We start from the raw sequence: 14,772 nt of genomic DNA on the forward strand, positions 1-14,772 counted from the left end.
TAAAAATGTCCTATTTTCAAGACATACAAGCTGGAATCAGAACAACACTGAAGGGGTTGAGTCTGACACTAAGGCATATACGAAACGCAACGAAGCGCCGAACACCGGAGGGAGTTGCCAGTGAAAATTATTTTGATCTGCAAAACGGCTTGGTTACGCTTCAGTATCCGCATGAGCAACTGCCTATTCCCGATAATGGCCGTTATCAACTCCGTAATCAGATTGATGACTGCATTGTTTGCGATAAATGTGCTAAGGTATGCCCCGTTGACTGCATAACCATTGATGCAATTAAAGCCACGGAGGAAGTAGGCCGTGCCTCTGATGGATCTCCGATTCGATTATATGCCGCTACGTTCGACATTGACATGGCCAAGTGCTGCTACTGTGGTCTTTGCACCGTAGTTTGTCCGACTGAATGCCTGACGATGGACAAGAAATTCGACTACAGCGAATTTGAGTTAGGCGCGTTGACCTACCATTTCTCGGATTTAACGTCCGAGCAGGCTGATGAAAAACGGTCTTTGTACGAACAGTTCCTTCAGGAGAAAGAAGCTGCCAGGATCGCAGCGAAAGCACAGACAGCGGCCAAAGGCTCTGAACCGACTCAACCAAGCAATGACATTCAGGCGCCAGTTAAACCGCCCCGCCCTGCGTTTCGACCAACGGCTAAGCCTGCGGCAAAGGCACCATCGCCGGAATCGGCTAACTCCGAAGGTTCTGCTATAGAACATCCACTGACGGATGCGACACCCGAGGAAATGCAACATATTGCGCAGGGTGGTCTGGAAATAACGAAGCATCCGGTTTTTGAACCTGCGCCAATGCCAACAAAGCGGTTAACAGATGTACCGGCTGAAGGTCAAACAGGAGAAGAAACAGCATTACCTGAACCGCCCGTAACGCCAAAGCCGAGCGCTCCGCCAAAAGCGTTCCGGCCAAGCATGAAGCCGAATGTTGCTGAACCACCAAAGGCTCCCACAACTGAAGCTAACGCTGGTTCTGAATCGAGTCAAGAGTCGTCGGATCCACCCAAACCACCTGTAAAACCTACGGGCTTCAGGCCAACGATGAAGCCGCCTGTCAAAGCGCCTGATCAGTCGAATGCTACGGTAGAGAATGACGTACTAAAACCGAAACAAGCGTTTAAGCCAACCATGAAACCGGCGGTAACGGAGTCGGATCCACCATCAGTTCCAGAAACGCCAAAGCCAGCGAGCTTTCGGCCAACCATGAAACCGTCGGTAACGAAGCCCGAGGAGCCAGTAATTGATACGTCGCCGACGCCCGACGCGCCAAAGCCGAAACCTGCTGGTTTTCGGCCAACCATGAAGCCAGCCGCTGGGCCAAAGCCGCCTGACGTATTAAACCCGGAGCAAGAGGACCAAGAAACGAAGTTAGTTTCTGAAAAGAATGCCAGCAATCAGCCCGAGACATCGATTGATGAACCGGCAAAGCCGACGAAACCAGCTTTTCGGCCAACAATGAAACCCAAAGCGAAACCGGATGACGATACATCCGCCTAATTAAAAAGACAAATCAGTGCTCCAACTTGCTTTTTATGCGTTTTCTGCTCTGGCGCTTTTTGGCGCTCTGGCTGTCCTGCTCACCCGGAACGTGCTCTACGCAGCTTTCTTTCTATTGTTGACGCTACTCGGTGTGGCAGGACTATTCGTGTTGGCAAGCGCCGACTTTCTGGCTGTTGCACAAATAATGATTTACGTCGGTGGCGTATTGGTACTAGTGATTTTTGGCGTTATGCTTACCCATAAACCTGAACTCCCGGCCAGTACAAACAGCCAGCAACCCAATACAATTGCATCGCTAAACAGAGTAGGTGCTCAGGCCAGTTGGGTAGTAGCCATCTTGGTCGCCGGTTGTCTATTTATTGCCTTATACACCTTGCTGGTACGAGCAAACTTTAGTCTGCTCGATCGACCTGTTGGCTGGCAAAGCACGGTGAATACCATAGGTAAGCAACTGATGACCGAATACGTAGTGCCGTTTGAAATTGCTGGAATCTTGTTGTTGGCCGCCCTGGTGGGGGCTACTTGTTTGGCCTCTCTTCAACTTAAATCGTCCAGACATGCAGGCCGTTGATAGTCAGTTTTTTTTGTTCGTTGGCGCGGCTCTGTTTAGCATTGGGCTGGCTGTTGTCTTGCTAAAACGACATGCGATTGTTGTCTTGATGGGTGTTGAATTAATGCTCAACGCTGTCAATATCAACCTTGTTGCCTTCAGCCAATATGATCCAGACCGGTTGCAGGGGCAAATGCTGGCCCTATTTGTGATGGTTGTAGCCGCAGCGGAATCGGCAGTGGCCCTGGCAATTGTTTTGCAAGTGTACCGACATTTCCGCACGGCGCAGCTAGACGAACTGAACGAGTTGAAACAGTAGAATTTGTCATGCTGACGAAGGAAGCATCTTCTTACAATTATAAACATAGCTATCGAAGATGCTTCCTTCGTCAGCATGACAAAATATGAATCCACTTTTTGAACCCATCATTGACGGAATTCTAGCCGATGGGTATGGAATAATGGATAATTTTCTGGCATCCGATGAAGTAGCTAGGCTAGCCGAGCGTCTACATGACCGTCGGGCAATGGGCCAGTTTCGAGCGGCTGGTATTGGTAATCAGAACGTAGTGGTTGAAAGTGCGATCCGTGGTGATGAAATTTTGTGGGTGGATGAAGCTACGGCTACATCCGCCGAACAGACATTCCTGCAACGAATCCATGAATTTGTCGATTACGTTAACCAAACCTGTTATTTAGGCCTGCGGGATTATGAGTTTCACTATGCCGTATATCCGACCGGTACGTTCTATAAACGCCATCTGGATCAATTTCGCAGCGATTCACGCCGTAAGCTTTCAGTTATCTGCTACCTCAATGCCGATTGGCAGGAAACGGATGGCGGACAACTAGCGCTTTATTTTCCCGATCCGGAAGCAACAGGCGAACGGCAAATTACCATCGCGCCACTGGGCGGTCGATTGGTTTGTTTCGAGAGTGCCCGCCTGGAACATGAAGTGTTACCTGCTACCCGAGAACGGCTGAGCGTTACCGGCTGGTTAAAAACGGCATAAATGTGGTTTGTTTCCCTACGCTAGAATCGGGATATTTGCGCCTAATTCAGACCGGTTATAAATGCCCTCCGCCGACTCTTCGCTTTTTTCGATGTTAACTGCTGTTTTGCTGGGTCTACCCTTCGTGGGGTTTCTGGCGTTGACAATGGTTAGTCGACGAATGGCAGGATGGTGGGCCATCTTGCTGACGAGTGCGGGATTAGCATTGTCGATTATACTGTCGATCAACCTGCCCGAACAATCACTGGCACTTCACGCCAACTGGGCGATGCTATCAGGTGTAGCCTTTGGTATTACTTTCCGGTTAGATGCATTGACTGCTCTAATGCTCATTCTGGTGCATTTTGTGGCCTTATTAGTACAGCTTTATTCAATTTCTTATCTGCACGATGAGCCAAAGCTAGCCCGCTATTTCTCCTATTTGCAATTGTTTGTAGGCGCCATGCTGGGTATTGTTTTGGCGGGAAATCTACTGGTAATGTATGCGTTCTGGGAGTTGGTAGGGTTAGCTTCCTACCTATTGATTGGCTTTTATGCCGAACGCCCAGCCGCATCGAAGGCTGCCAAAAAAGCCTTTCTGATGAATCGTGTTGGCGATATAGGTTTCCTGATTGGTATTTTTCTAACGTATTATTATTTCGATACGCTCGAGTTCGATGCATTGACAACCATTGGTGCGGGTACTGTTACGCCAACCGTCCTGGGCCTTTGTCTGTTCATTGGCTGCGTGGGAAAGTCGGCGCAGTTTCCCTTGTTGACATGGCTACCCGATGCAATGGAGGGCCCCACGCCCGTGTCGGCCTTGCTCCATGCGGCTACCATGGTGGCGGCTGGCATTTTCCTACTAGCGCGCATTCATCCTTTACTCTCGCCCGATGCTTTGGTTGTCATCGCCTTAGTTGGCACTATAACAACAATTTGGGGTGGTTATTCGGCGGTTTTTCAAACGGATATCAAGAAAGTGCTGGCTTTTTCAACCGTCTCGCAATTAGGGCTGATGGTTGCCGGAATGGGCACCAATAACGTAGCAGGAGCCATGTTTCACCTCCTGACTCATGCTTTCTTCAAAGCAGGTCTATTTCTGAGTGCAGGTGCCATAATCCACGCTGTCCACACGCAGGATATGCGACAGATGGGCGGATTACGTAAAGCCTTGCCGACGACCTTTTTAGGGTATAGTGTTTGTGCCGCTGCCTTGTCTGGACTGCCTTTTTTCTCGGGTTTCCTCTCAAAAGAAGCCATATTGGTCGGTTCATTTAGCTGGTCCAATGAGCAGAATAGTAATCTATCATTCCTTATACCAGTCTTGTTGCTCCTATCGTCGGGACTAACGGCCTGTTACATGGGGCGGCAGTGGCGGTTAATTTTCTTTGGTACCTATCGCAACGAACACCTAATGATCCGGCAGGTTCACGAACCCGATTGGCTTATGCGTGGCCCTGTTGTAGTTCTGGTTCTGTTATCTGTGTGGTTTTGGTTTGCGTTAAATCCCTTTTCGGCGCATGGGAGTTGGTTTTTCCGGATAGTGCCCATGACTGAAGAATCTGCTTACTGGTGGCTGGCTCCGGTGTCGATTGGACTGGTGCTGATCGGTGGGTGGATTGGTTTCCGGATGAGAGAGCCCAAAGAAGCCTACAGCTACGTTCGCCTGTCGCTGGAGTATGGTTTTCTGGACACATTTTTTCAGCATCTCTTTATCAATCCACCACTCAAATTCGCTACGTTGCTTAATCGCATGGATCAACGCGTTGTCGATAGGGTGGTTGATACAGCAGGCATATCGACGGTGGTGCTCGCCAATCTCGTTAGAGTAGTTGATCGGTTTGGTATAGACGGTATTGTGAATGGTACGGCCTGGATTGCCGGTCGGCTGGGCCGATTGACCCGCTCTATTCAAAATGGCCAGGTGCAATCATACATTACGGTTGCCGTAGTTGGTTTGTTGATGCTGCTTTGGTGGTTACTTTAGTACACCCGGCAGCATCTTGCTGTCGTCGTTTACATACATGCCGGTAGCATCTTGCTGTCGAGTACAATTATGATTTTATCATTACTCATTTTTTTGCCTCTTTTGGGTTCACTACTGGTGGCACTTTTGCCTGGGAACCAAACTGTAAGGTTTCGGTGGATTGCTCTGGCTGTTACAGTGGTTGAAGTTATGCTCTCCGGCATGGCATATGCTAGCTTTGATAAGTCCATTGCCGGCTACCAACTGCTCGAACAGACTGACTGGATTACGTTGCCGCTGGGTAACTTAGGTGTTGCATCCATCGACTATCTGGTTGGTGTAGATGGTATTAGCTTGCCTTTGGTTGTTTTATCCGCCGTAGTTATGCTAATTGGCGTTATATCATCCTGGAACGTAACGCATCGCCTAAAAGCCTATTTTTCGCTTTACCTGCTCCTGACCGGAACGATTATGGGCTGCTTTGTAGCCCTTGATTTTTTTCTGTTTTTTCTGTTTTTCGAGTTTATGCTCCTGCCAATGTATTTCCTCATCGGACTATGGGGTGGGCCGCGCCGGGAATATGCCTCGATCAAATTTTTCCTTTATACACTCCTCGGGTCACTGCTGATTTTGCTGGTTATGATTGGCCTATATCTGTCTGTTATGGACCCCGCAAGCACGGCAGTGATGGAGGGCCTGGTGTCGGACTCTTCGGCCGTTACGGGCGATATTATACGTAGCGTTCAAATGTATCTTCAAAATGGGCGATTAAACCCGGCGCACATCGTCCATACGTTCGATATGCGCTACCTGTCCGACGGGGGCAATTACTTGCCCAATGCTTTCCTGAACCCGGCTTCCGAACCCGTTGTGTTAGGTTTGCCTGCCCGGATGCTGGCATTCTGGGCCATATTTATCGGGTTTGCTATCAAGCTTCCGATCGTGCCGCTTCACACCTGGTTGCCCGATGCGCACGTTGAAGCCCCCACACCTGTGTCGGTCGTGCTGGCGGGTGTGTTGCTGAAAATTGGAGGCTATGGTTTCTTACGTATCGTTTGGGGCTTTTTCCCGGATAGTGCAGCTGAATACGCCCAGATGCTGGCTGGTTTAGGTGTACTTTCCATCGTCTATGGGGGCTTGAATGCGCTGGCACAGACCGATGTTAAAAAGATGATTGCTTATTCGTCGGTATCGCACATGGGGTTTGTGCTGCTGGGGGTTGCCTCACTCACGGCTGAAGGTGTAAACGGAGCTATTTATCAGATGGTTAGCCACGGTGTCTTGTCAGCGATGCTGTTTCTGATTGCGGGTGTGCTCTATGATCGTACTCACGACCGGCGTATTGATTCGTACCGAGGCCTGATGCAACCCATGCCACAATACACTACGTTGACGGCGATTGCGTTTTTTGCATCATTAGGATTGCCAGGCTTTTCAGGATTTGTAGGCGAGTTGTTCACGCTTATGGGTAGCTTTCAGTCAGAATGGCTACCTGGATGGATGACAGCGATCGCAACGACAGGTATCTTGTTGGCTGCTGCGTATTTCCTTTGGACGCTCCAGCGTATGTTTTTCGGACCAACCTGGGTGCGGGCTTTCGATTCCCCGTCGGGTGCTACGACTGTACTGGCTGATCTCACCGCCCGAGAAAAACTGCTCCTAATTCCCCTGGGGGCAATGGCGTTACTGCTGGGATTATTTCCAAATCTTGTTTTCAACCTTAGCAGCGCAACGGTGGCGCAGTGGTTAGCAAAATTCGCGGTGGAGTAAGAGTTCACGCACCATAGCGTCGCCGTCTTACTACCTGCCAAACCAGTCCTGCTAACCCTACCAAGGCTAACGGGCCAAGGAGATTTAAGGCTTGCCAGCCTGTGCGATTGGTATCCATACGGATTTTGTCCAGAGGACGTAGCGTAACGGTTCGGGTGCGGGCGGCAATTACACCGTTGGGGTCGACCAGATAATCAATCGCGTTCAGAGCGAAATCCTTGTTGGCATACGTAGCACGCGTAAACCGGTCAAAACCCAGCGGGTAAGGCGTATTTCGCTTGTAATCGACATCATTTACGATTAAATCACCGTCGGAGCAGACTAGTACCCGCGACGCTACACCCGCAGCTTTAAATCCCTTGGCGCGTGGGTCGCTCGGTAAAATCCGATTGGCAAACATCGACTGGAATTGTCCTTCAAGTAAGCATCCGATTATTTTAGTGCCGCCGTCATATGTGCTGGGGTCGGGTTGCTGCCGTGCTTCGTTATAGGAAATCAACGCAGGTGTTTTCAGAATTTTCGTATAAGAAGACGTAAGCAGGAGGGGCGTTTTTTGAATTGATTGCCCATTCGCACCAACTGCCCCCACTGTGTCGAGTGTACTCGCAAACCGGGCCAGTATCATATCCAGGTTACGTACAATGGGATTGCCCGATGCGCCAAAATTGTTTAGAAGTGGATAAAATCGCCAGGGTAATAATTGGACATTTGGCTTGTCACCAATGTTGCCTACGTTGAGCGGAATCGGCGCACAGTAGTAATCTTTTACTACGTCGCGATTGACACGGACGCCCCAGCGGAAAAATAAATCGTCGAGATTCAGATTGAGTGGTTGGGCGTAGGTGCCTTCGTTATTAACCGAGTCAACACGTTGTCCATCCACAAAAAATAAGGCTCTGCCGCCATTGACAACAAACTGATCGAGTTTGAAAAGCTCATCTTCCGAAAAGGCGCTATCTGGCTTTGGTACCAACACCGCATCTAGGTTGGCAATAGGCCCCGGTTTGCTCATGTCAATGAAAAACAGATCATAGCGTTCCTGTACAGAAGCCAGCAAATCGGCAAAACGGGAAGGAGGGACCTTTGTGTGGCTGTACAGCAAGCCCACTCGCCGACGGTTGCCTTCCGTCTGGGTTAATTTCTGAATGGCTGACGCCAGTTGAAATTCGACTCCTTCGTAGGACTGATTTAACTGGTCTTCTTTCGATGCGGATTTATTGCCTTTCAGGAGTAATACGGCTGTTTCTTGGCCTTTATAGGAAACAATAGCGCCGGGAAAAACCAGTTTTTCCGTCCGTTTGCCGCCCTCATTGGCTACTAAATTGGTTGGTAACAATCCTTTTTGCTGAAGTTGATCAATGAGCTTATTTTTCTCATCGACACTATTCGTAGCACTCGGGTCAATAAAGCGATACGTAATGGTTTTGCCTGCCTGTGCCTGAAATTCGTCCAGCGTCTCGCGAACGGCGTTTTCGAGTCGCTTGAAGGCGGGAGGTAAGTCACCCGTCAGGTAGACGTCTATGTGTACGTCGTCGGGTAAGTCAGTCAGTAGGGTTTGTGTAGCGGGGGAAAGGGTATAGCGCTTTTCCTGGGTCAGGTCTAGTCGGAAAAATACAAATGCTGACAAGACATTGAGGGCAATTAACCCAGCAATAACGAAAAGTAAGCGCAGGGAAGCAGATTTCATACGGAACTACAACGAATGACCGGTATGCTACGGTATTCGGATAGGGTAAGAGCGAAGATTATAACGAGTACTTTAATTCAATCGCTGTTCAGGAATGGTTGTCAGATTAATAGCTTTCGCATCGACCTGGGCCGTTTGCGACGTATCAATTTTGTCGGGTGCAATCCCCAATTCTTTCATGAGCCGATACTGACGGGCTTCTACGTAGACCAGGCGGGCAACAATCTTGTTCATTCGTGCGTCCTGCTCATCCTGACGGGCCAGCAAATAAGCCGTTTTGATTTCCAATTCGTCAAGCCGTTGTTTATCGCGGTCAGTCATAGGAGTTTATAAGTAAGAATGGGAGCGACAAGTTACAGTTTTTGCTTTGCTTTTGCGCTTACTTACGTAGTAAATGTAATTCCAGACGTAGAACGGATACACATTCACTACGTTAAAAACCGCCCCTGTCGTAGAAACTCCGGCGACGACTAAGCTTGAGTTCCTGGAGGATTGACGACCGGGCCCGCAGGTCGAAAGAATAATTGCCTGCGCGGCTATTGTTTCCCGCGTAGGGTGTCCAGTTAAAGGCCATCTCCCAGCAGTGCAAATCACGGTTAATGCCAATGGTGGTTAATGTGGGACTGTTATAGGTGAAATCATAACCCGTATTAAGGGTTATTTTCCACTTGGGCGTCAGGCTCAGATCGCCTGTGAGGGTCAGCGCCTGAACCACCTGTGACAGTACGGGCGTAAGTTTTGTCAGGGAGAATGTGTAACTGACATTGAACGACCAGGGGACGTTGAAATCGACGTACAGTTCCGGGTTGCTGTTGATGGCGTTCATGGTTGCTTCAGATGCGTTCGGGCTGACTTTCTTCTTGTCGGCCTGTTTGGGGGCAAATCGCGCACTAACATAGGTTTGTAAGTTCGTCAGCCGTAATAAGCCTTGCCCTTCGGTAATGGCAAAGACATTTGGCAACCGAACGTACTGTTGATCCGTATAAGGCTCATTGGCACGTAATGCCTGAATAGAAGGCGAGTAGGCAAGGGGCGTCAGCGTTGACGGCGTTGTTGCAAAATAATATTGGGCTGTACCGCCGTAGGGGCGATAGGCGTAAGGGTCGAGCGTAGACGAAAAGTTAAAGCTTATGTTTTTGAAAATCTGCGTGTTCGCGCTAATCGCAATGGGCGAAAGCTTATAGTCCGGCGCCAATAAGTTATAGCTTCCATTGATGCTCAGGTTATCGAAAATTGGAATTTTCTTGAAATCCTGCCCTGTAGAATCACCTCGGGTACGTACTTTCATTTCTAACTGGTTCACAATCCCAAACGAAACGAAGGCTGACTGTGTACTCGATGCACTACTGCTGTTCCCGTCAATACCTCTAAATACAGACAGCGTTCGCCGGTAGAGCGGGAGGTTTGCCAGGCTGCCTTCGGCTGGTAAGATCTGAAACTGCCCAAAAGACGGGTTCGTAAAATCGGGCACGTAACTGAACGAAATGGATGGGGCAACGGTATGCCGAATCGCTTCAATACGTTTTCCCCGAATGAAATAGGTGCCGTAAAAGCGGGTATTCATGCTGGCATTGACCGAGAAATTATAAGACGGAAAGAACCCTCTAGTCGTGTCAATCTGCACGGCATCCAATTCTTTTATGTACCTATAATCCAGCCGTTTCGAGAAAATATTGCCTTGGAGTGAGAACCCTGGAGTCAGGTTGATATACCGCAATAGCTTAACGTTAGGCAGTGAGATCGGGATACTATACCGGGCCTGAACAACGCGATTTTTTAAGATGGTTGGTAAATTCGGTAGGTTAAACGCAATCAGGTTCGGGTCAGCTGCGACAATGCCCAGCCGTAGATTATTCGCGCGGGTAATACTATCCTGAATGCGCTCGATACTACTTATCGTCCTCAGATTGGTAACAACTGCGAAACCAAGCCCCGTTGTATCTACCTGACGACGGATGGTATTACTAATGGCAAAGGAACCACTTACATCCAGGCCTACCCGGAAGCTTTCATACCACCGGCCAGTACCGCCTTTAAGAGCAAAAGGAGCAATCTGATTGATACCCAGGTTGAAGTCCGTCGAGACATCGGTCTTACCATTTTCGCGAACCTGCGTTATCTGATTCACCTGTCCAAACTGCTGGTTGACGCGGACGTTGGCTCCCGCCCGAACGTATTGCCCAAAGGTGCGGCTGTACTGCACGGACGAACCGGCTACGTTGGAGATATACGACGACGTAGTATAGGAATTGAACTGGTTGTAGCTATTACTGCTGACGTTAACGTTCGCCGAGAAACTTCCCCGGCCACGTGGTACCGGCGAGTGCGACCACGTAAAGGAAAAATCATTACGGGGCGACTGGGTCGTGTCGACGCGGTCGCCGGAGCGGTTGCGGTTGAATTGAAGATTCAGGCTTCCACTGTACCGATACCGTTTATTATAGGCCGACGATAGTCCCAAACCCCAGCTTCCGCGAGAGTAGATCTGACCTTTGAACTGTAGTCCAAGATTTTCACTCACAGCCCAATAATAACCTCCATCGCGCAGGTAAAAGCCCCGACCATTAGGTTCTTCGCCATATTGGGGCACAATAATACCCGACACACCGATCTCCTTGCGTTTGGGGAACGGGAAAAAGCCAAACGGCAACCCAATAGGTAATGGAATTTGGTTGATGACCAGGTTAAATGGTCCTGCTACCACCTGGGTATTGTGAATGACCTTTAGCTTACTGGCATTAATATGAAAGTGGGGCGTGGCTAAGTTACAGGTTGTGTAAATAGCTTTGCCGATGTACATGTTGTCTTCGGCATCTTTCTTTACGGTTGTGCCACGGATATTCCCCTCACCCTGCTGCGTAACGACGCCCTGAATCCGGCCCTTTCTGGATTTGAAATTATAGCGAATTTCTTTGGTGTCATACTTCCCTTCGCCATCCTGGAAAATAGGGCGGCCGATCCATTTTTTGGCTGTTGAATCGTAGCGGCCTTTGGCGTACACTTCATTTGTCAGGTAGTTCAGACGGATATACTCCGCTTTAAGCGAAATGTCGCCGTAGATAACGCTGGCATCGCCGAACAGCTCGACAGTCCGGCCGTCGGCTGCATAAATAGTTGAATCTTTTGCCTGGTATTTAACCGTTGTTTTAAAGGCATCGGCCGTTTCGGTCGAATCTTTTTTAGCCGAGTCGGCCATGGCTACCTGGGTCGAATCGTTGCCAATCCGCTGACGACTTTCTGGCCGTACTACGTTAGGCGAAACGATGCCCGGATTTAGTCGACCCAGTTTAGACTGGTTTGGTTTGGTTTGCCCCGTCTTTAAAGGATTCACTTTGGTCAGAACGGGCTTCGTCTGACTTGCCACCGCTGTTTGCGAACGAGGGCGGCCGGAAGCCGTCGTCGACGTAGCAGGCGTTGTCTTTGGTTTAGCCGCAACTTTGCGAGCTGAATCGCCAACTGCTACCCGAACAGAATCAGCACTAATACCGGGTCTGACTGGTTTTATCTGAACGGGTTTGGCTGGCGTAGGGGCTGCAACAACAGTACTGGTACTAGGTCGTGTCTGAGCTAGTGGCACGGTTTTAGGTTGTACCACAGGCGCTGTTTTAACGGAAGTGGCAATCCGGCTTTGCAGACGAACTAAGTCTGAGGATACAACCGGTGATAAAACCGTGAAGCGCGCCGGACTTAATTGGAAAGGTCTAGGTTTCAACCGGGCCACAGGCGCTACTCTGGCCGAATCTCTTTTCAGGGAATCTCTTAAAGTGATGGCAGCTTGTTCTACCTGCCGTAATCGCAGGGAGTCCTGGCTGGTTGGACGGGCACTGGTTGGCGGCAGGACTTTGGTTCTTGATGGGGATGGCCCAAGGCGGCTGGGTGCCTGATTGAGTTCATGCTCCAGCTCGCTCTCCTGCGTGGCTTTTGCGGGGACCGTTTGCGATTTTGGGCTAGTAGTGGCTGGTGTAAGCCTCTTTGGCACAGGCGTATTTTGCCCCAACACGTTGAACGTCCAGAGTAAGCAGATAAGGCTACAGGCTGCCTTTATCCATGTTGGTCGTATCAGCGAGGGCCGCAAAATAAAGTATCGTTTCGTTAGGATTATTAAAAAAATTATATTTGCCCGAAGACCGTTAAGTCTATAGCTTACAAAGGTATTCACGAACTGTTATCCTGCTATCGCTTTGAAACGTTTTCAGCTGTTAAATATTATTAAATCAAGAGGGGTTACGACTACGGTCTTAACTCCCGGAATAATGACAACATTAGTTATTGTTGTGTCACCTCTATTAGCTCTGACAAGCCCGGATTTGTTGTCACCTGGACTAACGCAGGATACAGTTCGCCGGACAGGATCACAAGAGATCGGGACGGCTCCGGCAACTACCGATACGCCTAACCAGCTACGTACGATTGTGCTGGATGCAGGGCATGGCGGCAAAGATCCGGGGACGCATGGTCGTTATGCCAAAGAAAAAACGATCAATTTAGAGCTGATCCTACAACTGGGCCGTAAAATTAAGCAGAAGCACCCAAACGTTCGGGTAATTTATACGCGGGCCTCCGACTACTTTGTCGATTTATATGAACGAGGGGCCATCGCTAATCGTAGCCGGGCCGACCTGTTTATTTCGATTCACTGCAATGCCAGTCCATCCAGTAGCCGGGTCTATGGTACCGAAACCTATACGCTAGGTTTGCATAGAACCCAAAGTAATCTGGACGTGGCCCGACGTGAAAACGCCGTTATTTTACAGGAAAAGAACTATCAGCAGACGTACAAGGGCTTTGATCCGCGTTCCCCTTTAGCCACGATTATGCTGGCAAATTATCAGAATGCTTTCATGAGCAGCAGCATCAATTTCGCCGAAAAAGTGGAACGTAGTTTCCGTCAAAATGCTGAACGGAAAAGTAATGGCGTCAAACAGGCTGGTTTTATTGTGCTCTGGAAAACCACCATGCCCAGTGTCCTGATCGAAAGTGGCTATTTAACGAACCCGGCAGAAGAAGATTTTCTTCGGTCAGACGAAGGGCAGGAGGAAATTGCGGAGGCAATCTATAAGGCTTTTGCCCGGTATAAGCAGGAAGTTGAAGGCGAATAAGCGCAGGGAATGTTGGCGCTTAGCCTATTTAAATTCGCTGCTCTTTGGGACAAACACCTCTAAAAGTTGGTTATACCTTCAACCAAATTGGTTAGTTCGGCCCGGTGGGCTGTTCACCTTCACATACGCATGAAAGTTTCGCAGGAAGTAAAAGTAGGCTTATTGGCTGTCGTCTCGCTGATGATGCTCTATTTTGGGTTTAATTTTTTGAAAGGCTCTGACTTCTTTTCTTCAACGCATAAATACCAGGTTCTGTACGATAATATTGATGGGTTGACACCATCCAACCCCGTTAGAATCAACGGCTTAACAGTGGGTCAGGTCAAGAGCATTGAAATCTTACAGAATAAGAAAAATCAGTTACTGGTTACGCTTGAACTAAAGAAGGACATTGTTGTCACAAAAGGATCGAGGGCTGTTCTGGCCGACGATGGATTGCTGGGCGGTAAAGTCGTTCGGCTGGGTATTAATTACGGCTCCCCTCAGTTAGAAGACGGAGGTATGTTAATCTCTGCCAAAGAATCTGGTTTGTCGGCTTTAATCAAGGAAAAAACCCTGCCCGTTTTGAACAATGTGGACTCGCTGACGTACCAACTTAACCGGGTGGTGGCCCAATTTGATCAGACAGGTGTGGTATTGAACCAAACCCTACGTAGTGCAAATGCTGCTGTTGGAACGCTCGGCTTAACGGTTGCTGAAAACCGGGCGGGCCTGAAAGCAACGCTTGCGAACGTTAATAAGTTGTCAGAATCCTTCATTGAAACGGAAAAGAAACTCAATCCTATTCTGGCCAAAGCCGATAATTTTGCCGATTCACTTCAGGCTTTACAGTTGAAACAAACGCTCGGTAACGTCAATAAAACGATTCAGAATCTGCAACATATACTGGCTGATATCAATAGCGGTAAAGGATCACTTGGTAAGCTAACGTCCGACGAAGCGCTCTACAGTAACGTTAATAAAACGACCACGAGCCTTGAAAAACTTCTAACTGATTTCCGGGAAAACCCAAAACGCTACGTTCATTTTTCGCTCTTTGGCCGAAAAGACAAACCAGTTACTACGCTGCCCGCCAGTACGACGATTACAACCGTCACACCGGCTGATTCGACGAAAGAGTAATGTCTGGACCAAGTTTCTGCGTGGTCTTTTTCATTCTATACGAGTTGGGCAGGC

11 protein-coding genes are annotated in these 14,772 nt (G+C 49.0%); 8 read left to right on the plus strand and 3 right to left on the minus strand.

All coding sequences use genetic code 11. From position 1 onward, the window contains the following. The first annotated feature begins 5 nt into the window (after positions 1-5). The 6 genes from ACYVEA_RS15710 to ACYVEA_RS15735 all read left to right on the plus strand — a co-directional run bounded on the left by ACYVEA_RS15710 (position 6) and on the right by ACYVEA_RS15735 (position 6,810). A complete protein-coding gene (locus tag ACYVEA_RS15710) occupies positions 6-1,526 on the plus strand; it encodes a 4Fe-4S dicluster domain-containing protein (RefSeq protein WP_461114393.1) in 1,521 nt (506 codons plus the stop codon). A 16-nt stretch (positions 1,527-1,542) separates the two neighbouring features. After that, positions 1,543-2,100: an NADH-quinone oxidoreductase subunit J family protein gene (locus ACYVEA_RS15715; RefSeq protein ID WP_461114394.1), complete on the plus strand. Its 558-nt coding sequence runs from the start codon at positions 1,543-1,545 to the stop codon at positions 2,098-2,100. Then, on the plus strand, positions 2,087-2,398 hold the full coding sequence (gene nuoK / locus ACYVEA_RS15720; protein ID WP_461114395.1) for an NADH-quinone oxidoreductase subunit NuoK: 312 nt from the start codon (positions 2,087-2,089) through the stop codon (positions 2,396-2,398). The genes ACYVEA_RS15715 and nuoK overlap by 14 nt, the downstream gene beginning before the upstream one ends. Before the next feature lie 85 nt (positions 2,399-2,483). After that, positions 2,484-3,092, plus strand: a complete 609-nt coding sequence (locus tag ACYVEA_RS15725) for a 2OG-Fe(II) oxygenase (protein WP_461114396.1) — start codon at positions 2,484-2,486, stop codon at positions 3,090-3,092. A gap of 91 nt (positions 3,093-3,183) precedes the next feature. Continuing rightward, positions 3,184-5,061, plus strand: a complete 1,878-nt coding sequence (locus tag ACYVEA_RS15730; RefSeq protein WP_461114397.1) for an NADH-quinone oxidoreductase subunit 5 family protein — start codon at positions 3,184-3,186, stop codon at positions 5,059-5,061. 69 nt (positions 5,062-5,130) lie between these two features. Next, positions 5,131-6,810 (plus strand): complex I subunit 4 family protein, encoded by a 1,680-nt coding sequence (locus ACYVEA_RS15735; RefSeq protein ID WP_461114398.1) that lies wholly within the window; start codon positions 5,131-5,133, stop codon positions 6,808-6,810. A 4-nt stretch (positions 6,811-6,814) separates the two neighbouring features. Here the strand turns inward: ACYVEA_RS15735 and gldG are convergent, their stop codons facing one another. The 3 genes from gldG to ACYVEA_RS15750 all read right to left on the minus strand — a co-directional run bounded on the left by gldG (position 6,815) and on the right by ACYVEA_RS15750 (position 12,476). Continuing rightward, a complete protein-coding gene (gldG, locus tag ACYVEA_RS15740; protein ID WP_461114399.1) occupies positions 6,815-8,497 on the minus strand; it encodes a gliding motility-associated ABC transporter substrate-binding protein GldG in 1,683 nt (560 codons plus the stop codon). Positions 8,498-8,569: 72 nt separating this feature from the next. Further along, positions 8,570-8,818 (minus strand): hypothetical protein, encoded by a 249-nt coding sequence (locus ACYVEA_RS15745; protein ID WP_093827924.1) that lies wholly within the window; start codon positions 8,816-8,818, stop codon positions 8,570-8,572. A gap of 112 nt (positions 8,819-8,930) precedes the next feature. After that, positions 8,931-12,476 (minus strand): putative LPS assembly protein LptD, encoded by a 3,546-nt coding sequence (locus tag ACYVEA_RS15750; RefSeq protein WP_461114400.1) that lies wholly within the window; start codon positions 12,474-12,476, stop codon positions 8,931-8,933. 274 nt (positions 12,477-12,750) lie between these two features. Between ACYVEA_RS15750 and ACYVEA_RS15755 the strand changes: the two genes are divergently transcribed. Continuing rightward, a complete protein-coding gene (locus ACYVEA_RS15755; RefSeq protein ID WP_461114401.1) occupies positions 12,751-13,596 on the plus strand; it encodes an N-acetylmuramoyl-L-alanine amidase family protein in 846 nt (281 codons plus the stop codon). 129 nt (positions 13,597-13,725) lie between these two features. Beyond that, positions 13,726-14,718, plus strand: a complete 993-nt coding sequence (locus tag ACYVEA_RS15760; RefSeq protein WP_461114402.1) for an MlaD family protein — start codon at positions 13,726-13,728, stop codon at positions 14,716-14,718. Positions 14,719-14,772: the final 54 nt, after the last annotated feature.

This window comes from Spirosoma jeollabukense (assembly GCF_054777855.1).